13 protein-coding genes are annotated in these 25332 nt (G+C 72.3%); 3 read left to right on the top strand and 10 right to left on the bottom strand.

Annotation, left to right across the window (positions count from 1 at the left end; genetic code table 11):
- Positions 1–195 precede the first annotated feature (195 nt).
- Positions 196–2958: a PE family protein gene (locus tag AC5Y4Z_RS03730; protein WP_499960991.1), complete on the top strand. Its 2763-nt coding sequence runs from the start codon at positions 196–198 to the stop codon at positions 2956–2958.
- 8 nt (positions 2959–2966) lie between these two features.
- Here AC5Y4Z_RS03730 and AC5Y4Z_RS03725 read toward each other — a convergent pair whose 3' ends face one another.
- Positions 2967–3473 (bottom strand): DoxX family protein, encoded by a 507-nt coding sequence (locus AC5Y4Z_RS03725; RefSeq protein ID WP_499960990.1) that lies wholly within the window; start codon positions 3471–3473, stop codon positions 2967–2969.
- A gap of 106 nt (positions 3474–3579) precedes the next feature.
- Here AC5Y4Z_RS03725 and AC5Y4Z_RS03720 point away from each other — a divergent pair, with 106 nt between their 5' ends.
- Positions 3580–5154 (top strand): pyruvate, phosphate dikinase, encoded by a 1575-nt coding sequence (locus AC5Y4Z_RS03720; protein ID WP_499960989.1) that lies wholly within the window; start codon positions 3580–3582, stop codon positions 5152–5154.
- Positions 5151–5753, top strand: a complete 603-nt coding sequence (locus AC5Y4Z_RS03715; protein WP_499960988.1) for a MarR family transcriptional regulator — start codon at positions 5151–5153, stop codon at positions 5751–5753. Before AC5Y4Z_RS03720 ends, AC5Y4Z_RS03715 begins: the two co-directional genes overlap by 4 nt.
- 1 nt (position 5754) lies before the next feature.
- On the opposite strand, the gene AC5Y4Z_RS03710 is transcribed toward AC5Y4Z_RS03715, so the two are convergent.
- The 9 genes from AC5Y4Z_RS03710 to AC5Y4Z_RS03670 form a co-directional block, all read right to left on the bottom strand.
- Positions 5755–6993, bottom strand: coding sequence for a WS/DGAT domain-containing protein (locus AC5Y4Z_RS03710; RefSeq protein ID WP_499960987.1), 1239 nt, complete (start codon positions 6991–6993; stop codon positions 5755–5757).
- 4 nt (positions 6994–6997) lie between these two features.
- Positions 6998–7903, bottom strand: coding sequence for an alpha/beta fold hydrolase (locus AC5Y4Z_RS03705; protein ID WP_499960986.1), 906 nt, complete (start codon positions 7901–7903; stop codon positions 6998–7000).
- Positions 7904–8002: 99 nt separating this feature from the next.
- Positions 8003–8470: a VOC family protein gene (locus AC5Y4Z_RS03700; RefSeq protein WP_499960985.1), complete on the bottom strand. Its 468-nt coding sequence runs from the start codon at positions 8468–8470 to the stop codon at positions 8003–8005.
- 72 nt (positions 8471–8542) lie between these two features.
- Positions 8543–8758 carry an MbtH family protein gene (locus tag AC5Y4Z_RS03695; RefSeq protein ID WP_499960984.1) on the bottom strand — a complete coding sequence of 72 codons (216 nt, stop codon included), beginning with the start codon at positions 8756–8758 and terminating at the stop codon, positions 8543–8545.
- Positions 8736–10034, bottom strand: a complete 1299-nt coding sequence (gene mbtG, locus AC5Y4Z_RS03690; RefSeq protein WP_499960983.1) for an NADPH-dependent L-lysine N(6)-monooxygenase MbtG — start codon at positions 10032–10034, stop codon at positions 8736–8738. The genes AC5Y4Z_RS03695 and mbtG overlap by 23 nt, the downstream gene beginning before the upstream one ends.
- Positions 10031–14470: an amino acid adenylation domain-containing protein gene (locus tag AC5Y4Z_RS03685; protein WP_499960982.1), complete on the bottom strand. Its 4440-nt coding sequence runs from the start codon at positions 14468–14470 to the stop codon at positions 10031–10033. Before AC5Y4Z_RS03685 ends, mbtG begins: the two co-directional genes overlap by 4 nt.
- Complete coding sequence (locus tag AC5Y4Z_RS03680) at positions 14467–20997, bottom strand: amino acid adenylation domain-containing protein (RefSeq protein WP_499960981.1); 6531 nt, start codon at positions 20995–20997, stop codon at positions 14467–14469. Before AC5Y4Z_RS03680 ends, AC5Y4Z_RS03685 begins: the two co-directional genes overlap by 4 nt.
- Complete coding sequence (gene mbtD, locus AC5Y4Z_RS03675; protein ID WP_499960980.1) at positions 20936–23980, bottom strand: mycobactin polyketide synthase MbtD; 3045 nt, start codon at positions 23978–23980, stop codon at positions 20936–20938. Before mbtD ends, AC5Y4Z_RS03680 begins: the two co-directional genes overlap by 62 nt.
- On the bottom strand, positions 23980–25302 hold the full coding sequence (locus AC5Y4Z_RS03670) for a beta-ketoacyl [acyl carrier protein] synthase domain-containing protein (protein WP_499960979.1): 1323 nt from the start codon (positions 25300–25302) through the stop codon (positions 23980–23982). The genes mbtD and AC5Y4Z_RS03670 overlap by 1 nt, the downstream gene beginning before the upstream one ends.
- Positions 25303–25332 lie beyond the last annotated feature (30 nt).

Genomic DNA, 25332 nt, shown 5'->3' with positions numbered 1-25332 from the left:
CACGCCCCGTGAACAGCAACACCGGTCCGGCGTACAAGTCCCTCGGCAAATCTACGACCCCCGGCGAGCGCAATCTACGAGCTTTGACCGACGTTCGCCACGGCGCCGCCTCGCATCCTTGACTCGATGCAACCGAACGTCGGGCTGGGTCGCTACGCGCATCCCCCGAACGCTCATCAACCGGGAGGAATAGCGATGTCATTTGTATTTGTGGCGCCCGAAATGCTGGCCGCGGCGGCGACCGATGTCGAGAGCATCGGCTCGGCGCTGAACGCCGCCAATGCGGCCGCGGCGGCACCGACCACCGCGATCCTCGCCGCCGCCGAGGACGAGGTGTCGGCGGCGCTGGCCTCGCTGTTCTCCGGCCACGGCCAGCTCTACCAGGCCATGAGCGCCGAGGCGGCGCTGTTCCACCAGCAATTCGTCCAGACCATGAACTCCGGCGGCACCATGTACGCGGCCGCCGAGGCCGCCGCCGCGTCCCCGCTGCAGACCGTGCTCGACGGGATCAACGCGCCGATCCAGGCGGCCACCGGGCGCCCGCTGATCGGCAACGGCACCAACGGCGCGGCCGGGACCGGGCAGAACGGGACGCCGGGCGGGTGGCTGATCGGCAACGGCGGCGCCGGCGGATCCGGCACCAACGGCGGCAACGCCGGCGGTAACGGCGGCAACGGCGGGGCGGGCGGGCTGATCGGCAATGGCGGAGCCGGCGGGGCCGGTGGCCAACCCCTGGCGGTGGGCGGCCCGGGCGGGGCCGGCGGCAACGGCGGGGCCGCCGGGCTGTTCGGCTCCGGCGGGGCCGGCGGGGCCGGCGGGAACTCGAACGCCTCCGCCGGCAACGGCGGGGCCGGCGGCAACGCCGGCATGCTGTTCGGCGCGGCCGGGTCGGGCGGCGCCGGCGGGCACAGCGACAGCATCACCCGTCCGGGAGGGGACGGCGGCGCCGGCGGCGCCGGCGGGCTGTTCTCCGCCGGGGGCACCGGCGGGCTCGGCGGGACCAGCGTGAGCGGGACCGGCGGCACCGGCGGGGCCGGCGGGACCGGCGGGATGTTCGGCGCCGGCGGGGCCGGCGGCGGAGGCGGAACCAGCACGGGCGGGTCCGGCGGGCTCGGCGGCGCCGGCGGGGCCGGCGGGATCTTTGGGGGCGGCGGCGCCGGCGGCACCGGCGGGCACGGCTCGACCTTCGGCGGCGCCGGCGGGGACGGCGGCAACGCCGGCATGCTCAGCATGGGCGGCGGCGGCACCGGCGGCGCCGGCGGCGAGAGCATCACGCCGGTGGTCGGCATCGGCGGGGCCGGCGGGGCCGGCGGCAACGCCGGCCTGCTCTTCGGCGACGGCGGCGCCGGCGGCAATGGCGGGTTCGGCCCCCAGACCGGCGGGCGCGGCGGGGCCGGCGGCGCGGCCGGCATGCTCAACGGCTCCGGCGGCGCGGGCGGCGCCGGCGGCGACGGCGGGACCGCTCAGGGCGGGGTCGGTGGCGCCGGCGGCAGGTCCGGCCTGATCGGCAACGGTGGCAACGGCGGCAGCGGGGGCACCGCCGAGGGCGCCGCCAGCAGCGTCGGCGGCGCGGGCGGGGCCGGCGGCAACGGCATGCTGATCGGCGACGGCGGCAACGGCGGCAACGGCGGCCTCGGCCAGGTGCGCGGCGCGACGGGCGCCGGCGGCATCGCCGGCCAGCTGTTGGGCCTGGACGGCTTCAACGCTCCCGCGAGCGCCAACCCGCTACACGCCGCGCAGCAGCAGGCGATCACCGCGATCAACGCGCCCGTCCAGGCGCTAACCGGTCACCCGCTGATCGGCAACGGCGCCAATGGCGCCGCCGGGACCGGGGCCGCCGGCGGGGACGGCGGGCTCTTGTTCGGCAACGGCGGCATCGGGGGCTCCGGGGCCGCGGGCGCCGCCGGCGGGCACGGCGGCGCCGGCGGCGGAATGTTCGGTTCCGGCGGCGCCGGAGGCGCGGGCGGCGCGTCGACGACCGGCAACGGCGGGGCGGGCGGCGCCGGCGGCAGCGCCGGGTTGTTCGGCTCCGGCGGCACCGGCGGAGCCGGTGGGCGGGCGCCGAGCGCCAACATCGGCGGGGCCGGCGGGGCGGGCGGCAACGCCGGGCTCCTCGCCGGCGCGGCCGGCAACGGCGGCGCCGGCGCCGTGGCCTTCACCCCCGGCGTGAACGGCAACGGCACGGGCGGGGCCGGCGGGGCGGGCGGCAACGGCGGGCTGTTCTCCACCGGCGGGATCGGCGGGGACGCCGGGTTCGGCCAAACCAGCGGGGCGGGCGGCGCCGGCGGCAACGGCGGGCTGTTCGCCGACGGCGGGGCCGGCGGGGCCGGCGGGGCCAGCAACCTCAACGGCAGCAGCGGCGCCGGCGGCGCCGGCGGCAACGGCGGGCTGTTCGGCGGCGGCGGCCACGGCGGCAACGGCGGCTTCGGCCAGACCACCGCGGGCGCGGGCGGGCGCGGCGGCAACGCCGGCTTGCTGAGCATGGGCGCCGGCGGCGGGGCCGGCGGCGACGGCGGCAGCAACAACGGCGGCGGCACCGGCGGCGCGGGCGGCGCCGGCGGCAACGCCGGCATGTTCTTCGGCGACGGCGGGGCCGGCGGCGTCGGCGGCGGTGGCGGGTTCCAGGGCGCGGCCGGCGGCAACGGCGGCAACGGCGGCATGCTCATGGGATCCGGCGGCGCGGGCGGCGCCGGGCGCGCCGGGGAGCTCGGCGATCCCGGTGGCGCCGGCGGGGCCGGCGGCACGGCCGGACTGATCGGTAACGGCGGTGACGGCGGAGCGGGCGCGGCCGATACCGGCGGCGCGGGCGCCGCCGGCGGCAGGGGCGGCAACGCGGTGTTGATCGGCGACGGCGGCAACGGCGGCAACGGAGGACCGGGCACGCCGCCCGGCACCCCCGGCGCCGGCGGGACCGGCGGCCTGCTGCTCGGCCAGGACGGGAGGAGCGGGACGACCTAGCCCCGCGCTTATCCCGCCTGTTTGACCGGCGGCCGGTAGAAGATGACCAGCTGCCCGAGGGCGCCGGCCAGGCCGAGGCCCGCCGAGATCACCAGGCCGGGCCACCCGTCGAACCAGTTGTGGCCGAAGATCAGCCAATCCAGGCTCAGCCGCCCGGCGCCCAGCGTGGCCACCACGACGGCGCTGACCGCGAGCACCAGGTTGTACTCCCAGCCCTCCTTGACGATGAAGAACCCGTTGGCGCGGTGCACGGTCCAGGCCGCGACCAGCATCAGCGACACGAAGCCGGCCGCCGGGATCGGCGTGAGCAGCCCGGCCGCCAGGCCCAGCCCTGCCGACACCTCGGTGGTGGCGGCCACCGCGGCGTGGAACTTGCCGGGCTTCATCCCGATGCTCTCGAACCACCGCGCAGTCCCCGGTATCCGGCCGCCGCCGAAGAACTTGTTGAAACCGTGTGCGGCGAGCGTCAGTCCCAGCACGAGCCGCAGGATCAGTAAGCCGACATCCACATACATAGGTGCAAACCTAGATCATCGGACCTGCGCGGACCGTCCTGACATACTCGTCGAGGCCCGCCGGGAAGGTCCCGCCGGGACAGGCCGCGAGACGAGGGGGTGCACCATGTCCGCCGTGGTCGCACTGACCGGCGAGACGCGCCACCCCCGCGAGCTGCTGGGCAACAAGGGCCACGGCATCGTCGCGATGCGCGGGCAGGGCCTGCCGGTGCCGCCCGCGTTCTGCATCACCACCGAGGCGGGCCTGCGCTACCTCGCCGACCCCGGCGCGACGATGGACGCGCTCTGGGACGACGTGCTCGACGCGCTGCGCCGCCTGGAATCCGAGACCTCGCGCACGTTCGGGCGCGGCCCGCGCCCGCTGTTGGTCAGCGTTCGCTCCGGAGCCACGCACTCCATGCCCGGCATGATGGACACGATCCTGGACCTGGGCATGAGCGACGCCGTCGAGCGCGCGCTCGCCGAGCTCGACGGCCACGCCTTCGCCCGCGACACCCGCCGGCGGTTCACGACGATGTACCGGCGCATCGTCGGCCGCCAAGCCGTCCCCGACGATCCCTACGCGCAGCTGCGCGCCGGCATCGAGGCGGTCTTCGCGTCGTGGGATTCGCCCCGCGCCGTCGCCTACCGCGCCCACTACGGCCTGGCCGATCGCGGCGGCACCGCCGTCGTCGTGCAGGCGATGGTGTTCGGCAACCGGGGCGCCAATTCCGGTGCGGGAGCGTTCTTTTCCCGCAATCCGATCACCGGCGCCGACGAGCCCTTCGGCGAATGGCTGCCCGGCGGCCAGGGCGACGACGTGGTCTCGGGGCTGGTCGACGTCGAACCGATCGACGCGCTGCGCGACGGGCAGCCGGCCGTCTACGACGAGCTGGCCGACGCCGCCCGCACCCTGGAGCGGCTCGGGTCCGACGTGCAGGAGATCGAGTTCACCGTCGACGACGGCGCGCTGTGGCTGTTGCAGACGCGCTCGGCCGAGCGGTCGGCTCAGGCCGCCGTGCGGCTGGCCCTGCAGCTGCGCCGCGAGGGGATCATCGACGACGCCGAGGCGCTGCGCCGGGTGACCCCGGAGCACGTGACGGCCCTGCTGCTGCCGGCGCTGCAGCCCGAAACCCGTTTCGCCGCACCGCTTTTGGCTCAGGGCCTGCCGGCCTGCCCGGGCGTGGCGTCGGGCCGGGCCTACACCGACGTCGACGAGGCGCTGGGCGCCGCCGACCGGGGCGAGCGGGTCATCCTGGTGCGCGATCACACCCGGCCCGAAGACGTCCTGGGCATGCTGGCCGCCCACGGCATCGTCACCGAGGTCGGCGGTGCGGCCAGCCACGCCGCGGTGGTCAGCCGCGAGCTGGGCCGGGTGGCCGTGGTGGGCTGCGGTCAGGGGGCCGCGGCGGCGCTGGCCGGCCGGCAGATCACGGTCGACGGCTACGCAGGCGAAGTCCGCGAGGGCGACCTCAGCCCGTCGGCGTGGTCGGAAGACGATACGCCCGAGCTGCGTGAACTGGCCGACATCGCGCGGCGGATCAGCCCGCTGCGCGCGCACGCCGCCGGCGATCACCCGCGGCTGGACGACACCTCCGACGCCGCGGTCCGCGCGGCCCTCGAGGCCGGGCATAACGACGTGGTGTCGGTCACCCCGCTGCTCGTCATGCTGACGGCGCTGAACGCGGGGGCCACCCGGTGACCGAATTGGAAGTGCTGCAGGCGGTTCGGCTCAAGGGCCGGGTGCGGGCCGCCGACTTGACGGCGACGCTCGGTGACGTCGCGGACATCGTCGAGCGGCTGAGCGGCGCGGGCCTGCTGGCCGACGGCGCGGGGCTGCGGATCACCCCCGACGGACGCGCCCGCCTCGACGCGCTGCTCGCCGCGGAGCGCGCCGGCATCGATGCCGGCGCCATGGCCGCCGCGTACGACGAATTCCGCGCCGTGAACACCGATTTCAAGGCCCTGGCCACCGACTGGCAGCTCAAGGGCGGCCCGGGCGGCGCGCCCAACACCCACGACGACGCCGCCTACGACGCCGCGGTGCTGGCCCGCCTCGACGCGGTGCACGGGCGGGCGCTGCCGATCGTCGCCGCCGCCGCCGCGCAGCTGCCGCGGTTGAGCGCATACGCGGCGAAACTGACCGCGGCGCTGGACAAGATCAAGGCCGGCGACACCGTGTGGCTGACCCGGCCGCTGATCGACTCGTACCACACCGTGTGGTTCGAGCTGCACGAGGAGCTGATCGGCGCCATGGGCATGACCCGCGAGGAAGCGGCGAGATCCGGTGACGCGCAGTAGGTCACAGCGCCGCGTCGAGTAGCCGCACGTACTCGTCGACGTCGGGAACGGCCGACTGCGCGGCGTGCACGCTGATCGCCACGGTGTCACCGATGCCGTGCACCCCGTGCGTCAGCCCCATCGCCGGCGACAGCGCCGGGTACCCGGCCGTCAGCACCACCGGCGCCCCGCCGAAGCTCAGGTCCGCGGCGCCGCGGTGCACGCTGGACACCACGGTGTTGCCCGCGACCTGCGCCGGGCGGACATCGGGGTCGAACTGCGCGACGCCCCACCGCAACAACGCCGCGGGCACCGCGGCGAACGCCCGGTCGGCGGCGCGGGTCGCCGGGTGCTCGAAGCGCCGCCGGCCGTTGGCCAAATCGGTCGCGATCCGCGCCGCCCGGTCCTCGACGCCGAGCTGCGGATACAGCCCGACGACGACGTTGCCGAAGTGGTTATTGGCGTGCGGCACACCGGGTTTGGCCATCGGCACCTCGGCGCCCAGCGCCTCGGACCCGGCACCGAGCAGTGTGGACAGCGCCGTGGACACCGCGGCCAGCACCGCGACGGTGACCGTCGGGCCGGCCAGCTGCGCGCGGCGCCGCACCAGCGTGCGCACCGAGCGGGTCCCGCCCGGGCGGGCGTTGGTGCGCATCAGGGGCCGTGGCCCGGCCCCCGGCGCCAGCGCCCCGGCGCGGGTGTCGCGCACCAGCCGGCGATGGGCGCGGGCCGCATCGACGGCCCGCCACGGCAGAAACCCCGCCGGCGGCCGGGCCGGCGCGGGCACCGGCGCGTCCCGGCCGAACAGCCAGGCCGCCATCGCCGAGGCGCGGGCGCCGTCGGCCAGCGCGTGCGCGACCTGCAACACCGCGACGGTGCCCGCGCCCGCCCGGATGCCGGGAACGCCGCGCACCGGGGTGAACACGTGCAGCCGCCACGGCATCCGGCAAACGTCCAGCTGGTCCTCGGCGAGCGCGACGACGGCCGCCAGGCACGCCGGCCAGCCGTCGTCGGCCAGGTCGTGGCGCACCACCCGCTCCGGCCCGACCGTCGCGGGCACCCACTGCGGATAGGTCAGCCGGCCGCCCTCGCGGACCCGCATTGTCAGCTCCGGGCAGGCGCGCGCCCGCCCGCACAGCTGCTCCATGGCGCCGGCGCGGGGTTCGCCGTCGAACGCGTACAGCAGGAACTGGTCGTTGGGCAGCTTGGCCGACATCCAGTAGAACTGCGCATCCACGGCCGCCATCCGGTGGGCAGCCATGGCATCAGCCGGGCGAGCCGATGAAGGTCAGCACCAGGTTGGCGACCTTGTCCGGCTGTTCGAGCTGCAGGAAATGCCCGGCGTGGTCCACGATCGCGGCCTCGCTGCCCGCGGGCAGCGCCTTCTCCGTCCAGTAGGTGAACGCCGGCGTCATGCAGCCGTCGTCGCGGCCGTGCAGGTACAGGCTGGGCAGCAGGGGCTCCTCGGTCCACAGCCGGTTCAGTTCGGCGTAGCGCGCCGGCGGGCGCGGGCTGCGGATGGTGGCGCGGTACGGCCCGAGCGCCGCCCGCCAGCTCTCCGGTGTGCCGATCGCGGCGTCGACGTGGCGCAGGTCCTCGTCGGCGCGATACCCCGGCGACCACCGCTTCCACAGCCGCGGCAGCACCCAGGACGCGGAACGCTCGGGGAGCCAAGGCAATTGGAAGTACAGGATGTACCAGCTGCGCAGCAGCTGCGGCGGCAGATGGCCGAGCAGCCGCAGCCGGTCGGCGACGCTGGCGCTGCGGCGAAAACCCGCCGAGACCGGCACCGACATGATCACCGCCTTGGCGAACGGGCTGTCGGGCATCGCGGCCAGCCCGGTCGCGGCGATCGCGCCCCAGTCGTGGCCGATCACGACGTCACGCTCGGTGCCGCCGGCGGCGTCGCGCACCCGCAGCGCGTCGTCCATCAGCGCGCCGACGTGGAAATCGCCGTCGACCGGGATCGACGACGGCGCGTAGCCGCGCATGAACGGCGCGACGACCCGCCACCCGGACTCCACCAGCCGCGGCGCGAGTTTGCGCCACCCGTAGGCGGTGTCGGGGAAACCGTGCAGGCACAACGCGATCGGGGCGTCCGGCGGCCCCCAGGTGAGGGCCTTCAGGTCGCCCGCGGGGCCGGGTACGTCGATCCAGCCCGGTTCAGACATCGTGGGATACCCCGTCGGCCATGTTCACTCCCTGTTCGGCTCGCCCGCACGGACTAACCTAACGCGTGCGCGTGCATCATGGCTTTCGGCGCCGGGGTTTCAGCGCACGGCGCGCTCCAGCTCGGCGATGACGATCTTGCGCATCCCGTACATCGCCTGGGTCGCCGCCGCGGCGCGCTCGCGATCCGGGTCGCCGATCAGCTCGTAGAGGCGGTCGGGGACGATCTGCCAACTCAGTCCGAAGCGGTCCTTGCACCACCCGCACTGCGATTCCTCGCCGCCGTCGGTCAGCCGCTCCCAGTAGTAGTCGACCTCGTCCTGGTCCTTGCACGCGATCGTGAACGACACCGCCTCGCTGAACGTGAAGTGCGGACCGCCATTGATGCCGATGAACCGGTTGCCGTCCAGCACGAAGCTGCCCGACAGGACGGTGCCCGGCTCGCCGGGGCCGGCCCCGGTGGTCCGGTTGAAGCCCTCGACCCGCGAGTTGGGGAACACGGAGGTGTAGTACTCCGCCGCTTCCTCGAGGTTGTGGTCGAACCACAGCGAGGGCGTGATCGCGGGCATGGACGGCTCCTTTTCGTCGTTGGTCGGGTTTGATCTATAGACCCGGGCCACGACGAAAACTCACCGCGCCGGCTACCGGGTATCCATCGCCTCGCGAAGGCTCCTGGGCCGCATGTCGGTCCAGTGCTCTTCGACGTACTGCAGGCAATCCGCCCGGTTCGCCTCGCCGTAGACCTGCCGCCAGCCGGCCGGCATGTCCGCGAACGCGGGCCACAGGCTGTGCTGGTCTTCGTCGTTGACCAGCACGACGAAGGCGGCGGTCTCGTCATCGAAGGGGTTGGTGCTCATCGTTTCTCCCTGTATTTCTCGCGGTCGAACGCTGGGCGGCGGACAGTTCGGCGCCCAGCACCCGGTCGGACAGCAGCCCCAGGCAGCTGAGGTTGGGAAACCCCGGCCCCTGGTTCAGTCCGGCCAGGTTGGGCAGGAACAGCTTGGGTGTGACGTCGTTGACCGACAGGTCGTGGCCGATCGCTTCCTGCAGCTGCTGGCAGCTGAGTGGTGTGCCCAGCCCGAGTTCGAGCAGGTCCAGCGCGTCCTGGCTGAACAGCGTCGTAAACCACAGCGCGTCGGCGCCCGATCCGTCGATGACCAGGTCGAAGCCGTGGACGGTTTCCAGGTTTTCGCTGCCCCGATCGGTGCTGAGCGTGAGCCGGATCTGCCCGTCGCGAGCGATGGCGTGCGCCACCCGGCCGCGCAGGTGCCGGATCCGGTCGTCGGCCAGCAGCGCGTCCTGCACGCTCGCCGAGAACACCCCGCGGTCGGTGCGCGCGATCGCGTCGCGGCGTTCGTCCAGCGTCAGCGCGGTCCAGTCGGTGGGATCGGAGAACAGCGCGTTCTCGAAGAAGCTCTCGCCGCGGGTGAACAGCGTCACCTGCGGCGAGATGACGGTGATGGTCGAAACCCGGTGGCCGAACAGCTCGGTCAGCATGGCGGCGGCGGTCTCGCCGCCCCCGATCATCGCGACCCGCTCGGCGCAGATCCGCTCGTGCTGAGCGGCGCGATGCCAGAACTGCGCGATCGAGAGCACCCGCGGATTGCCCGGTAGCAACGATCGTTCGGCCTGGCCGGGCCCCGTGATCATCAACGCGTCTGCGCGCACGGTGCGCTCGCGGGTGCGCAGCGCCCAGCGTCGGCCGTCGACGGAGAGGCGGTCGACCTCGCCGTGGACGACCGTCATGTCGACCTGTTCGGCCACCCACCGCAGGTACTCGTGCCACCGCCGGTGCCGGGGCGCCGGCCGTCCCCGGTCGATCCACTGGCGGAATTGGCCGGTGGTGATCAGATACGCCTGCCAGCTGTATCGCATCATCCGCTCGTCGAGCTCGGCATTGCGCAGCGGCACCAGCGAGGAACGGTAGGGGAACCCGACGTCCTTTTCCGGGCTGGTGCCCAACCGCTGCGATCCGTCGGTCCAGCCGCCGGTGGCGTGCCAGTTGGCGGCCACGCCGGTGCGTTCGACGGCGACGACCTCCGGTGCATCGACGCCCATCTGACGCAACACCGCCGCCTTCGCCGCGACGGCCACCGCCTTGGCCCCGGCGCCCAGCACCGCAAGCGTGCTCATGTCACCAGCTCCCGCAACGCGTCATTCCAAATCGATTGCAACGCAATGATGTCCGCCTCCTCCAGGATGTCAGGGAGCGCTCGCCACTGGGTCGCCAACACCTGCTGGTCGTCGGGACCCAACACGGTGGCCAGGATGCTCAGTTCGTGGCGCACCGCCAGGTCGGGCTCCGGCAACAGCGGGAGCCCGGACAGCAGCTCGCGGTCCAGCCGCAGCCCGGTCTCGGCCTCGCCGAGATCCAGGCGACCGAGGTAGTTCAACAACAGCTGCGGCCCGGGCGGGGCGCCGAGCCCGGCCGCGGTGTCGCCGCGCAGGTAGCGCAGCAGGCCGAAGTCGACGCCGTCGCCCGGAATCGTCCGTCGCCCGATGTCGGCGGGATCGTCAGCCTGCACCCGCAGCGGGTAGATCGCGCTCAGCAGCCCGACGGTGTCGGTGGTGTCCAACGTCCGGCCCTCGCCTTGCTCGACCACGGTGTCGGCGCGGCCGTGCGTTTCGAGGGCCAGCAGCGGCGGCGGCGTCGGCTGTCCGCGGTGCTGCCGCCAGCGGGTGACCGTGCGCGCCGCGGCGGCGATCAGCAGGTCGAACATCGGCGCACTGGAGTTCAAGAGCCGGCCGGTGACGCCGGCGTCGGTGATCGCCACCCGAACCGTCAGGTCGCGGGCCCGGTCGCGGGTGGGATCGACGCGGCGGGTACCCAGCTCGGGGTCGTCGCCACTGAGCTGGGAGAGCCAAAACTGCTCGGTGTCAAGGGCTTCGGCGCGCTTGATCAACGCCTGCGCCCAGCGCCGGCAGCCGGTGTGCTCGCGCGACGGCGCGGGTGACTCGCCCGCGGCCAAGGCGGTCAGGGCGGCGTCGAGTTCGCCGACCACCACCCGCCACGAGGCCGGGTCCATCGCCAGGACGTGCGCGGTGAGCACCAGCACGCTCTCGTCCGTCGGGGGGTGCCTCAGCCACACCGCCGCCAGCAGGACGCCGCGTTCGGGATCGAGGCTGTCCAATGACTTGGCGGCGTGGTCGGCGACAGCGGCCCGCAGATCGCCCGCGCCCCCCGACACCGTTGCCTCGGTGAGGAAGTCGGGTGTCGACCCGGGAAGCAGGGTCATCGTCTGCCGGTCCAGCCGGGAGCGCAGCACCTCATGGCCCTCGACGATGCCGGTCAGTGCGGCGCGCAGCTGATCGCCGTCGGTGCCGGGGGGCAGCCTGATGGCCTCGGTCTGCGCCAGCCGGCGCGGGTCGCCGTATTCGTAGACCCAATGCGCGTTGGGCAGCAACGGGATCGGCCCGCCCGGGTCGTCGTCCGCATGCGGGGCCCGCAGGCCTTCGGTGGGTTCGCTGGCTTCGTAATCGATGGCGGCGGCGAGTTCCCGGATGGTGGTGCACTCGAGGATGAGCCGGGCGCGCAGCGCGATGCCCCGCCGCCGCGCCGCGCGCACGACGGTGAGGGCCACGATGCTGTCCAGTCCGAGCTCGACGAAGTCGGCGGTGACGTCGACCCGGTCGCGGTCGAGGATTTCCGAAAGCAGCTCGGCGAGCGCGGTTTCGGTGGCGGTCTCGGGTTCGGGTCCCGCGTCGGTGGCGGGGTCGAGTTCGGCCAGCCCGGCCTCGTCGAGCTTGCCGTTGGGCGTCAACGGGATTTCGTCCACGACGACGATGCGCTGCGGAACCATGTAGTGCGGCAGCCGCTCGCCGAGCGTCCCGCGCAACTCGGCCGCTGCGGGCGCGGCGCCGTTCGCGCTCGCCGCATAGGCGGTCAGCCGGGGCGTGCCGCCGTCCCCGCCCACCACGACGCACGCCTGGCGCACTCCCGGATGTGCCTGAAGCGCCGCGGCGATCTCGTCGGGTTCGACGCGGAAGCCGCGGATTTTCACCTGGGCGTCGGCGCGCCCCAGGTAGGGCAGTGAGCCGTCCGGGTGGCGTCGCACCACATCGCCGGTGCGGTACATCCGCTCGCCCTCGGCGAACGGGTCGGCGACGAATCGCGTCGCGGTCTCGGCGGCCCGGCCCAGGTAGCCGCGGGCGAGCTGGGCGCCGGCCAGATAGAGCTCGCCGGTCGCTCCGTGCGGCACCGGCCGCAGCGCCGAGTCCAGCACGTAGGCGCGCGTTTGCCGGGTCGGCCTGCCGATCGACGGCTCGTCGCGCTCGGCGATGGTTTCGACCACCGCTTCGACGGTGGTCTCGGTCGGCCCGTAGCAGTTGTAGGCCGCCATGCCGGTGCGTGCGCACTCCTCCCGGATGGCCGCCCACGTCGGCGCGTTGATGGCTTCCCCGCCCAGCGCCAGCACGGCCAGCGGCACCCGCTCCAGCAGGCCAAACGCCTTGAGCTGAGCGAACATCGACGGAGTCGTGTCGATCATGTCGATGCCGTGCTCGGCGATGGCGGTCACGAGCGCCTCGGCGTCACGCTGGGTGTGTTGGTCGACGACGTGCACGGTGTGGCCGTCGAGCAGCGCCACCAGCGGTTGCCAGGCGGCGTCGAAGGCGAACGACCACGCGTGCGCGATGCGCAGCCGGCGACCCACCCGCTGCGCCGCGGGGCGCAGCACTCGCTCGATGTGATCGTCGGCGTAGGCGCCCAGCGCGGCGTGGGTTCCGATGACCCCCTTGGGCTCTCCCGTCGTTCCCGAGGTGAAGACCACATACGCGGCCTGCCCGGGCCCGACGTCGGCGGCCGTGAAGTCGCCCGGCCCGTCGCAGGCATCGGCCATCAGGTCTTCGTCGGCGACGATCGTCGCGCCGCTCTGACGCAGGATGGATTCCACCCGCTCGGGCGGGGTTCCGGGCTCCAGAGGCACGCAGACGCCGCCGGCCTTGAGCACCGCCAGCAGCGCGATGACGTACTGGGGGCCGCGGGGAAGCCTTATCGCTATTGGGGTTTCGGCGCCGGCGCCGCGGGCGACGAGCGCCGCGGCGAGCCGGTTGGCGGCGGCGTCCAGCCCGGCATAGCTCAACGCCCCGCCCGCCCAGCTCAAGGCGACGGCGTCGGGCGTCGCTTCGGCGACGGCCGCGAACCGGGCGGGCAGACCCGGCGCCGGCGCGGGAGCCCCGGCGCGGTGCGGCTCCACCGCCTCGTCGCCGAGCAGCACGCTCACCTCGCGCAGGGGGCGGTCCCACAGCTCGAGCAGCCGCTCGGCGGTGGCCAGCACCCGGCGGCCCAGGCGGGTGGCGGTCGTGGTGCCCAGCGCGCCGTCGATCACTTCCACCAGCATGACCAGCTCGCCGTCGTCCATGTGGGCCGCCAGCGCGACGGGGAAATGCGACACGCTTTCCAGCCCCGCCGGCCGGAATGTCGCACCGCCGGCGGTCAGTTCGCCGCCGTCGGCCAGCCCCCCGGTGGGAAAGTTCTCGTAGACCAGCAGGGTGTCGAACAGCTCGCCGACGCCGCCCAGCGACCGCAGTTGGGCGTGGCTGAGGTAGCTGTGTTCGCGCAGCATCGCCGCATCGCGTTGCACGCCACGGCATTGCGCGCCGACGGCGCCATCCGGGTCGAGGCGCACCCGCAGCGGCACGGTGTTGATGAACAGGCCGATCATCGTCTCGACCCCGTCGAGCTCGGGCGGGCGACCCGATACGGTGACGCCGAAGACCACGTCGTTGCGATCGGTCGACCGCGACAGCACCAGGGCCCAGGCCATCTGCATCAGCGTGTTGACGGTGATCCCGTTGGCGCGCGTGCCGTCGGTCAGGCGTGCGGTGGCCGACCGGTCGGCGCGCAACTCCGTGCGCCGCGGCAGTGCCGTCCCCGGGGTTTGGCTCGTCATCGCCGCCGACAACAGCGTCGGACCCGACAGACCCTCGAGATGCTCGCGCCAAACCCGTTCGCTCGCGGCGTGATCGCGTCCGGCCAGCCACCCGATGTAGTCGCGGTAGGGGCGCGGCGACTCGGGCAGCGCCTGCTCGTCGCCGCCCGCCCCGTACAGGGCGATCATCTCGGCGGCGAACACCGGCAACGACCACCCGTCGATCACGATGTGATGCGCGGTGATGACCAAACGCCAGCGGGAGTCGGGCAATTCGACGAGCAGAAAGCGGATCGCCGGCGTGCGTTCCAAGTCGAACGGCCGGCGCCGCTCCTCGGCCTCCAGGCCGTCGACGTCCTCGGGCCGGGCGGCAACCCGTCGCCAGGGCAGGTCGACGCGCGACGGCACGATCTGCACGGGGCGCGGGATGTCGCGACTGACGAAGCTGGCCCGCAGGTTGGGGTGCCGCGCCAACATCGCTGCGGCGCAATCCTTCAGCAGCTCGACATCGAGCTCGCCGGCGATGTCGGCGACGATGCCGACCACGTAGGGGTCGTCAACCGCGGCCGCCGGGCCGGGTTCGAGACCGTCGGAAGCCCCGCCGGACAGCATCGTCAGCGAGTACAGCCCCTCCTGGAGGGGGCTGAGCGCCATCACGTCCTCGATCCCCGGAGGCATGCGAGTTTCGGTGGCGGTCACGGCTTCCCCCGATCCGGGGACTGCGATCCCGTCCATGACTGCGTCACCGCCAGCAGATCGTCGTCCGACAACCCCGAGGTGCTCATCGGCGCGTGCCGGGTGTCGGTCTCGCTGTCCGCGCCGGACTCCGGTGCCGCATCCACGGCGGCGGCCAGCGCCTGCACGGTCGGGTTCTCGAACACCATCCGCGGGCTGACCGGCAGCCCCGCGTCCCGCGCCCGGGCGGCGAGCTGCACCGACAGGATGCTGTCGCCGCCGAGCGCGAAGAAGTCGTCGAAGCGCCCGACCTCGGTGACCGGAAGCAGGTCGACGAACACGGTCGCCAGCCCACGCTCCGTGGCGGTCTGCGGTGGTGCACTGTGGCCCGTGGTGCTCACCGTCGGCCGGGGCAGGCCGGGCCGGTTCAGCTTGCCCGACTCCGTCTTGGGCATCTCGTCGAGGACGGTGATCGACGACGGCACCATGTATCCGGGTAGCAGCGAGCTGATTTCGCTGCGGACCGCGGCCGCGAAGGCGGATTTCGCCGCGTCGTCGGCGGCCGGCTCGTGCGGTACGACGTAACCGGCCAATGTCGTGCTGCCGTCGACGGCCCAGGTTCGCGCCGCCGCGGCGGCCACACCGTCGGCCGCCTTCAGCGCGGTCTCCACCTCGCCGAGTTCCACGCGGAAGCCCCGCACCTTCACCTGATGGTCGGCGCGGCCGACGAACTCCAATCGGCCGTCCTCGGTCCAGCGGGCCCGGTCGCCGCTGCGGTAGAACCGCGCGCCGGGCTCGGTCGCGTACGGGTTGGGCAGGAAGCGCGCGGCCGTCAGTCCGGGCCGCTTCCAGTAGCCGCGCACCAATTGCCCTCCGGCGTAGTACAACTCGCCGACGACCCCGACCGGCACCGGATTGAGACCGTCGTCGAGCAGGTAGACCTGCGAGTCCGGCATGGGGGTGCCCAGGATCGGGACCGGCGGGGTCAGCGGCCCGCGGACCAGCGCGCCGGACGTCTCGGTGGCGCCGAAGTTGTTCAGCAACTCGGGGCCCTCGTGTGAACCGGGGTCGCACGCTGCGAGCAACCGATCCTGCAGCGAGACCGTCATCGGCTCCGCGCCGCACACCAACCGGCTCAACGACTTCAGCGACTCGGGCCACGAATCGACGATCGTCGAGACCAGGCTGGGCACCGCGGTCACCTGCGCCACCGAGTGGTGCTGCATCAGCGACGCCAACGCTTCCGGGTCCCGGTGCTCGCCGTCGTCGGCCAGGATGGTGGTGGCGCCGGCCGCCAGCCCGCCCAGCGTCTCCATGCAGCCCTCGAGGAACGTCCACGAGGCCTGCGCCAGCCGCACGTCGTCACCGGCCACCGGGTAGTGCCGCACCTGCCAGTTCAGCCGCGTGGTCATGGCCCGGTGGGTGCCCACCACCCCCTTCGGCTCGCCGGTCGAGCCCGACGTGAAAACCAGGTACATCGGGTCGTCGGGGTGCGCCTTGGGAAGACGTCTCGCCGACGCGACCGTGGCCGGTGCGGCGTCCATCGCCGCCCGCACGCCCGGGTCGTCGAGCGAAACCAGTGTCATTCCGCGGTGTTCGGGCATCGTGTCGGCCGCTTCGGACGTCACCACCACGACCCGGGGGTCGACGTCGTCGAGCATGAACCGCTTGCGCGCCAACGGATACGCGGCATCGAGCGGGAAGAAGCCGGCGCCGGCCTTCATGATGGCGACCAGGGCCACGACCATGTCGATGCCCCGCCGTGTCGAAAGGCCCACCAACGACCCCGGCCCAACCCCACGATCGCACAGCAGCCGGGCCAGGTTGTCCGAACGGCGGTGCAGCGCAGGGTAATCGATCTCCTCGTTCCCGCAGCGCACCGCGATCCGATCGGAACCCCACTCGCGGCTGGGCTCGAGCAGGTCGGCGATGGTGAGCGGGCGCTCGGGCGGCGGCGGAGCGCCGCGGCTCCATTGGGCGAGGATGCGCTGGCGTTCCTGGGGTTCGAGCAACTGCACGTCGCGCAGGGTCTGATCGACGTCGCCGCCGAACGCGTCGACGACCTGCGTCAGCCATCCCGCGAGGCGCTCGACGGTGGCCTTGCGGTACAGCTCGGTGCGGTAGAGGATCTTGCCCTGGTAACCGGTGCTGCCGGCCTCTTCCCCGGCCGCGTCGGTGGTGAAGAAGTTGACGCTCAGGTCGGCGTGCGCCATGTCGAACGGCGGCTCCAGCGCGGTGAACACCGTGTCCCCGTCCGGGCCGGAGTCGATCACCCGGTCCGTCGGCAGTTGATCGCGGACGTGCACGACGGTCTGGAACAACGGGTTCCGCGACAGCGAACGCACCGGGTTGACCGCGTCCACCACCCGCTCGAACGGCAGATCCTGGTGGGCGTAGGCGGCCAGTGCGGTCTCCCTGGTCCGGCTCAGCACCTCGCGCAGGGTCGGGTTGCCGCTCAAGTCGTTGCGCAGCACCAGGATGTTGATGAAAAACCCGATCAGTTGGTCCAGTTCGGGTTCGGTGCGCGCCGCGATCGGCGTGCCGAGCGGGATGTCGACCCCGCCACCGGCTTTGTGCAACACCACCGCGACGGCCGCCTGCAGCAGCATGAACTCGGTGAGGCCCAGCTCGCGGCTCAGCGCGACGAGCGCGGCCCGGGTCTGGGGGCTGACGCTGAATTCGACCGCGTCGCCGGCGCCGCTGGGCACGGGCGGCCGCGGCAGGTCGGGCCGCAGCCCGGTGTCCTCCGGTATGCCGTCGAGCTGGCGCACCCAATAGTCGCGCTGCGTCTCCGCGACGGTGGGACCGTCCCCGTCCGCGCGCGGGCCTTCGCCGTCGAGCAACGCGCCCTGCCACGCCGCGTAGTCGGCGTATTGCACGGGCAACGGTGTCCAGGAGGGCGTTTGGCGTAGGTGGCGCGCCCGGTACGCGGTCAGCAGGTCGGTGAACAACACGCCGCCGGACCAGTGGTCGATGGCGATGTGGTGCACCACCAGCGACAGCACGTGCTCATCACCGGTGTGCAACACGGCCACCCGAATCGGCCACTCGGTGTCCAGCCGGAAGCAGTGCCGGCGCTCGGCGTCGAGCTCCGCGCGCAGCCACTCTTCGGATTCGCCGGTCGCCCGGCGCACCGCGACTTCGGCGGCGGGGTTGACCACTTGGTAGGGGACGCCGTCCTTTTCCGCGTAGGTGGTGCGCAGGATCTCGTGGCGCGTCACGACGTCGCCGACGGCGGCGACGAGGGCCTCGACGTCACACGGCCCGGTCAGCCTGGCGGCGAACGGAATGTTGTTGGCCTCGTTTGGTCCCTCGACCTGGTAGGCGAACCACGTCCGCAACTGGGCGGCGGACAGCGGCAATGGCTCGTCGCGCGAGGTCGTGATCAGCCTCGGGCGCAGGGGCGCCGACACTTCACCGGCAGCTATCTGATCGATCCGTTCCGCCAGCCGCGCGACGGTCGCCAGCTCGAAGACGTCCCGGATGCCGACCTCCGCCTCGCATTGCGACCGGATGGCCGCGACGAGCTTGGTGGCCAGCAGGGAATGACCACCGAGGTCGAAGAACGAGTCGTCGAGGCCCACCCGGTCGTGGCCGAGCAGTTCGGAGAACATGTCCGCGATGCGGCGCTCGGTCGAGGTGATCGGCTCGCGGTAGTCCGCGCCCGCCGCGATCTCGGGTTGCGGCAGGGCGTCGCGGTCGATCTTGCCGTGCGTGGTGATCGGGATCTCGTCCAGTACGACGTAGGCCGCCGGCGTCATGTAGTCGGGCAGCGCGGCGGACACCCGCTCGCGAATGCGCTCGACGTCAACGGATTTGCCCTCGGCGGGGGTGACGTAGCCGATCAGGCTCTTGCCCAGCTGGGGCAGGTCCGCGGCGATGACGATCGCCTGCCCGACGCTGGGATCGACCGAGATCGCGGCCGCGATCTCGCCGAGTTCGATGCGGAAGCCGCGGATCTTCACCTGCTCGTCGGCGCGGCCGACGAATTCGATGTCGCCGTTGGCGTCGCGGCGGGCCAGATCCCCGCTGCGGTACAGGCGTCCGCCGGGCGTGAAGGGGTCGGCGACGAAGCGCTCCGCGGTCAGCGCCGGACGGCGGTGGTAGTAGTGCGCGATATGTGTTCCGCCGATGTAGATTTCGCCGATCACACCGATCGGCACGGGCTGCAGCGCGTCGTCGAGCAGATAGACCTGGGTGTTGATCTTGGGCCGTCCGATCGGCACGATACGCGCGCCCTGGGTGCCTTCCACGGGATAACTGGTGCAGTTGATCACGGTTTCGGTGGGCCCGTAGAAGTTGTACAGCGCCGCGTCGAACGTGGCGCGGAACTTGTCGGCGATCTCGCCGGGCAACGCTTCCCCGCCGACGGGGACCCGGCGCAGCGTGCGCCACCGGTTCACCTCGGGCAGCGACAGAAACAACCCGAGCAGCGAGGGCACGAAGTGCATGGACGTGATGCCTTCGCGGTGCAGCAGGCCGGTCAGGTAACCGATATCGCGCAAGCCGTCGGGGCGTGGGATGACCAGGCGCCCGCCGCAAATCAGCAGGCCGAAGATTTCGGCGATCGACGCGTCGAAGCCGGGCGAGGCGACCTGCAGCAGCCGGTCGGTCTCGTCGACCTGGTATTCGTCGCCGAACCAGACGAAGTACTCCGCGACCGGTGCGTGCGGCACCGCCACGCCCTTGGGCAGGCCGGTCGAGCCCGAGGTGTAGATGAGGTAAGCGGTGTTGTTCGGGCGCAGCGGCCGCACCAGCTCATCGTCGGTCGGGTTGTGCGGCGAATACCGCGATAGCCCGGTGACCGGTTCGCGCAGCACGAGTTTGGCGTCGACGTCGCCGAGGATGAAGGTGAGCCGGTCCTCGGGATAGGTCGGGTCGACCGGCACGTAGACGGCCCCGGCTTTCAGCAGCCCCAGCGCCGTGATCACCAATTCGGGCGACTTGTCGAGCAATACGGCGACCCGGTCCTCGGCACCGATGCCCTGCTCGATCAGCCAGTGCGCCAGCCGGTTTGCTTCTTCGTTGATCTCGCGATAGGTGTAGTGGCGGCCCTCGTAGACCACGGCGACGGCGTCCGGCGACGACGTTGCGCGCTCGGTGATCAATGCGGGCAGCGTGGTCGCCGGCGTCGAGAACTCCTCACCCGCCGACGCCCGGCGGAGCGAATCCGCGTCGGCGTCGCTCATCAGCGACAGCCGCGACAACGCGGTATCGGGGTCGCGCAGCGCATCGTCCAGCAGGACGGTGTAGTGCTCGAGCAGCTGACACACCAGTCCGGCGTCCAGCACCTCGATGAGATAGTCCGCCTCCGCCAGCGCTCCTTCGCCGTCCGGCCCCGCCGGGGTCACCGTGAAGCTCAGCGGAACTTGGCTGAATCGGCTGTCCAGTTGCCCGCGCTCGCATTCCACCCCGGGCGGGCAGAAGCCGCCACCATCGGTTGCCCGCAGGCTGAAGGCGACCTGGGTCAGCCGATCGGTTCCGTGATCGGGATTGGACTCACGCACCAGGCGGTCCAGATCCACATGCTGGTGCGCGAAGGCTTCCTCGGCGCTCTCGCGCAGTTGCGCGACCAGCTCGCGAAATGTTTGCCGCGGCTGCGGCCGGGTGCGTATGACGACGGTGTTGCCGCAGCCGCCGATCGCGCCGTCGGTCTCCGTGTCGGTTTCGCAGCCACGGCCCACCACCGGCGCCGCGATCAGGAAGTCGGTGGATTGGGTGTAGCGGTGAATCAGAGCCGAGAACGCGGCGAGTAGCACCACATACGGGGTGGTGCCGCAGCCGTGCGCCAGCGCCGTGGCGTGGTCAAAAGCGTTCGTGGACAGGAACGTCGATGCGCGCAGCGAGCGCCACGAGCTGGGTTCGGCCGAACCGTCGGGGCCGGGCAGCTCCAGGGGCTCCGGAAGATCGGCCATCAGGGGGCGCCAGTAGGCCAGGTCGTCGTCGAGCGCGGCGGCGGCCGACGGCGGCGCCAGTGGCGCGCCGTCGAGACCCGGGGCCGTGTAGGCGCGGGTGAGGTCGGTGAAGAAGGGCGCCCACGACCGTTCGTCCCACGCGATCTGGTGGGCGGTGATCAACAGCATCAGCTCGTCGGCGCCCAGTCGGACGGCGGTGACCCGCAGGGGCGAGTCGGCGGCCAGGTCGAAGGGGCGACGAAACTCGCGTTGCGCCAACACTTCCAGTCGCAGTTGCCGGGCCTGTTCGGCCAGCCCGGACAGGTCGTGGTCGGCCCAGCCGGGGCGGAGTTCGTCGCTCAGCACGGGATGTGGCTCGCGACCGTCGTCCGCCCGATAGGTGGTGCGCAGCACGGGGTGCCGAACCGCCACGGCGTCCAGCGCCCGGTGCAACCGCTCGACGTCGACGGTGCCGGTGAGCCGGTAGGACGCGCACACGTTGAGCTGAGGGCTGGTCGGATCGGTCGCCTGTACGAACCACATCCGGCGTTGGCCCTCGGACAGCTCGGCGATCGGCACGGCTTGCTCGGTGGTATCAGTCACGCGAGGATTCCAACCTTTCTGGTCTCTCGGGCTGTGCGTTCGCGGTTTGTCCATCGGGGGCCGAGTGCAGACAGTCGACCAGTTCGGTGCCGGTCATCCCGCCGAGCATCCGGCCGAGCGACACCGATCGCCCGATCCCCCGGCGCAATCGGTCGCGAAGGTCGACGCCCAGCAGCGAGTCGACGCCGAGGTCGACCAGCCTCGCGCTCAAATCGACGGACTCGCCACCGTCGAGCGACAACGTCGCGGCGAGGGCGTTGCGCACGATATCGTCAACCGATCGCGCGCCGGGGCCTTCGTCGTCGGCCGCCGGCTCAGGCTCGTGCTCGGTCCGTTCCGTCGTGAACGGCGCTGCGGCGCCCTGGCTTTCGAAGAAAATCCGCAGGCGGTCGAAGTCGGCGGCCAAGATCAGCGGGTCGCCACGGTGGTGGCAGAGGCTGGCGATCACCGCCGCGTCGGGGTCCATCGCGACCAGGCCGGACCGCTCGATGCGGGCGACCTCTTCGGCGTCGGCAATCGTGGTCCCCTGCCATAGGCCCCACCGCACCGCGGCGCAGTCCAGCCCCTTGGCCCGCAACTCAGCCGCGGATGCGTCGAGCATGCGGTTGGACGCGGCGTAGGCGGCATGGCCGTAACCACCCCATACCCCCGATACGGACGAGCACAGCAGGATCCGCACGTCCCGACGCAGCGGCCAGATATCGGTCATCCGGGCCAGCCCGGTTACCTTGGCCGAGAACGCATCTGCCAGGTCGTCGTCGCCGAGTTGGTCGTGGGGCGCGAACCTCGCGGCGCCGGCGGCGTGGATCAAAAGTGACGCGCCGTCGCCGGCGTACTCGTCGGCCACCTTTGACAGCGCCCCCGGCTCGGTGATGTCGCAAGGCGGGGCATACACCTGTGCCGAATATCCCTCGCTCAGTCGGCCGAGTTGGTCCGGCGCGAGGCCGTTGCGGCTCAACAGGATCACCCGCCGCGCGCCATGTTCGATGCAGTGCCGGGCGTAGCGCAGGCCGATGGTCCCGTTGCCCCCGGTGATCACCACGCAGTCGAGCGCCGCTGTGTCCAGGAGGCGCTCGGGGGCGCCTTCGGCACACTCGCGCAACTCGCGCGCGAACCAACCCCGGCCGTCCGGGCCATTGTCGCGCAACGCGACCTCGGTGCGGTCGCCCAGCAGCACGTCGACGCACTCGTGGGCAATATCCGCATCGATGCCCTGGGTCGGAAGGTCCAGGTGCGCGAACGTGCAGTCGGGGAATTCGAAACCGACACTGCGGTGCGCCGCAGCCAACCCCGCCTGCGCCGGCAATGCCACCGGTGGGCCGGAAGCCACCTGCTCACCGCACCTGGTGACGAGCCAGACGCGCCGGCAGCGCGGGCCGATTGCCCCGCGGTAGTCGAGTTGCCCCGCGTGGCAGCGGAATTCGTCGGCGGCCTTCAGCACCTCGGACTGCAAGAGGGCGGGCGCGATCAGGACGGCGACTTCCGCCTGGTCGGGTCCCGTCAGCTCGCACCTGCGATCCGCGGCGATCGCGTCGGTCACCTGACGCGCCAGGGGATCGGCGGTCCCGTCACCCGGGTCCTGCGCCACCACCGCGACGCTGCACGGCGGCCGGTCGGTCTCGACGGGCTGGGTCGTCGGCTGCGGCTCCCACTTTTCGGACAGGACCGTCACGACAGATCCCGGCGCCGGCGGCAACGGCTCCGGCGTGGCCCACAGGTGCACCGCGCGCATGGGCGCCGTCGGAAACGCTCGCAGCGATCGCTCGTCGCTGACGCCCGCCAGGTCAGACCACCGATAACCGGGATTGGCCAACGCGGCGGTGACCATGCTGGCGGCGAGTTGCTCGACGACGGGTTCGTCGCGGCGACCGGAACCCACGATCACCGCGCCCTCGGCCAGCTCGTCGAGCGCGTACAGCAGCGAAGGGTGCGCGGACATTTCGACGAACGTGCCCGCCCCGCGTTGCACGGCCGTTTCCGCCGCTTTGTCGAAACGGACCATATTGCGCAGGTTTTGGTACCAGTAGCCGGCGAAGTCGGTGTCCGCGCCGACGACGCCGCCCCGCGCCGAGCTGACGAACTCGACCGGGGCGTCCCGAAACGCCGAGGCGGGCAGCAGGTCGTCGAGCGTGCCACGCAGCGATTCCAGCTTGCTGGTGTGGCCCGGATATTCGACGGCAAGCTCGCGGACGAAGATGCCGTCCTTTCCGGCCCGTCGCACGATGCCGGCCACGGCGTCACGGTCTCCGGACACCACGCTCGACGATGGCGAGTTGACCACCGAGAGCTCCAGCCAGCCCGGCGCTTCGGCGACCAGCCGCCCGGCGGCCTCGGCGCCCAGACCCAGAACCGCCATGCCGTACCGACCCGGCAGCCGGTCGACGACCGCGGCGCGGGCGGCCACGACGGCAACCGCGTCGGGCAGTGCCACGGCGCCGGCCACGTAGGCGGCCGCCACCTCCCCCAGACTGTGCCCCAAGGTGATGTCCGGGAGCACGCCGCAGGATCTCCACAGCTGCGCCAAACTCGCGGCGTGCGTGAATTGCGCGCCCTGGATGTCGATCTGCGACCAACTCCGCTCGGTGTCGGACAGCAGGTATGCCAGCGGCGAGGGCAGCCCCGCCGCGACGAACGTTTCCGCGCACCGGTCGGCTTCGGCCCGGTACACCGGAAGCCGTTGGTAGGCTTCGGCGCCCATCGACGGCCACTGATTGCCCTGACCGGGAAACACGAACGCGATACGCGGGCCGCCGGCGCGTCCCGGGGACCGGGCCACGAGCGGGTGGTGTTCACCCGCGGCCAGCGCGCCCAGCCCTGCCTCGAGCTCACGCCGGTCGGCTGCGCGCACCACGGCTCGGTGACGACGCACGCGCCGCGTGGCAAGCAGCGTGGAAGCCACCGCAGCGGTCGGGTCTTCGGTCCCGCCGTAGCGCTTCAGGTAGTCCAGAATGGCGGCGGCGTCCTGGCCGATGAGGTCGTTTTCATGCGCGCTGAGCAGCACCGGGATGCGATCGTCGGGCAGTCGATGGGCCGGCATCATGCGGCCTCCGTCACCGAAACGATCAGATGGGCGTTGGTGCCGCTCATCCCGAACGCGGATACCGCGCCGATCCGCTGCCCGTCCACGGCGGGCCACGGCGTCAACTCCCGCGCGAGTCGCAAACCCTGGCTGTCCCAATCGATTTCCCGGCTGGCCTCGGTGGCGTGCAGCGTGGCCGGGACGGCGCCGCGCTCGGCGGACAGCAGCACCTTGGCCAGCCCGAGCCCCCCGGCGGCGGACTGCGCGTGGCCGAAGTTGGACTTCACCGAACCCAGCAGCGCCCCGCGGCCCGGTTCGGTGTTGCCGTAGGTCTCGGCCAACGAGCGCAATTCCGTGCGGTCGCCCAGGGTGGTGGCCGTGCCGTGACCCTCGATCATCCCCACCTGTTCGGGCCGAAGCCCGGCTTGGGTCATGGCCCGCCGGAACAGGCGGCTTTGCGCCGCACCGCACGGGGCGGTGAGTCCCGGGCTTCGCCCGTCCTGGTTGAGGGCGCTGGCGCGGACCTCGGCGATGATGCGCCGACCGTGGCGCAGCGCGGCGGACTTTCGTTGCAGCACGAACATCGCCGCGCCCTCGGCCCAGGCCGTTCCGCTGGCCTGCGCGCTGTACGGGCGGCAGTGTCCGTCGTCGGAAAGGGCGTGCTGTTTGGAGAACTCGACGAAGAATCCGGGAGAGCCCATCACGCACACCCCGCCGGCCAGCGCCATGTCGCAGTCGCCGGCCCGGATCGCCTGCACCGCCAGGTGAAACGCCACGAGCGCGGCCGAGCAGGAGGAATCGACGGTGATGGCCGGGCCGGCCAGGCCCAAGGTGTAGGCGATCCGGCCGGAGATGACGCTCTGCGCGGTACCGCTCATCAGGTGGCCGGTGTGGCGGGAGAACTCCGTCATGTCCGGGCCATAGCCGGTGGTGTAGGCGCCGACATAGCAGCCCACGTCGTGCCCGGCCAAGTCGTCGGGATTGATACCGCTGCTTTCGAGCGCATGCCAGCTGACCCGCAGGGCGACGCGTTGCTGCGGATCCATCGCGATCGCCTCGCGTGTCGAAATGCCGAAAAACGCCGGGTCGAATGTCGTTGCGCCAGTCAAGAATCCGCCGCAGTCGTGGATTCTCTTGAAGCCGTCGCGGCACGACCCGGTCAACAGCTCGCGGATCGGCCAGCCGCGGTCGGTTGGAAACGGGCTGAATGCCTCCCGCTGCTCGGATAGCAGCGCCCAATAGTCCTCGGCTGTGTGCACGCCACCGGGTGCTTCGATCCCCATGCCCACGACGACGACAGGGTCATGATCGGAGCCGGCGCCGGGCCGGCGCTCAGGCATCGGCGAGGACTCGCCTGGCGACTGCCGCCC

The sequence above is a fragment of the Mycobacterium sp. NGS63 genome (genome assembly GCF_059812295.1).
The sequence above is the reverse complement of the archived record's forward strand: the minus strand, read 5'-3'. Positions and strand labels throughout refer to the sequence as shown.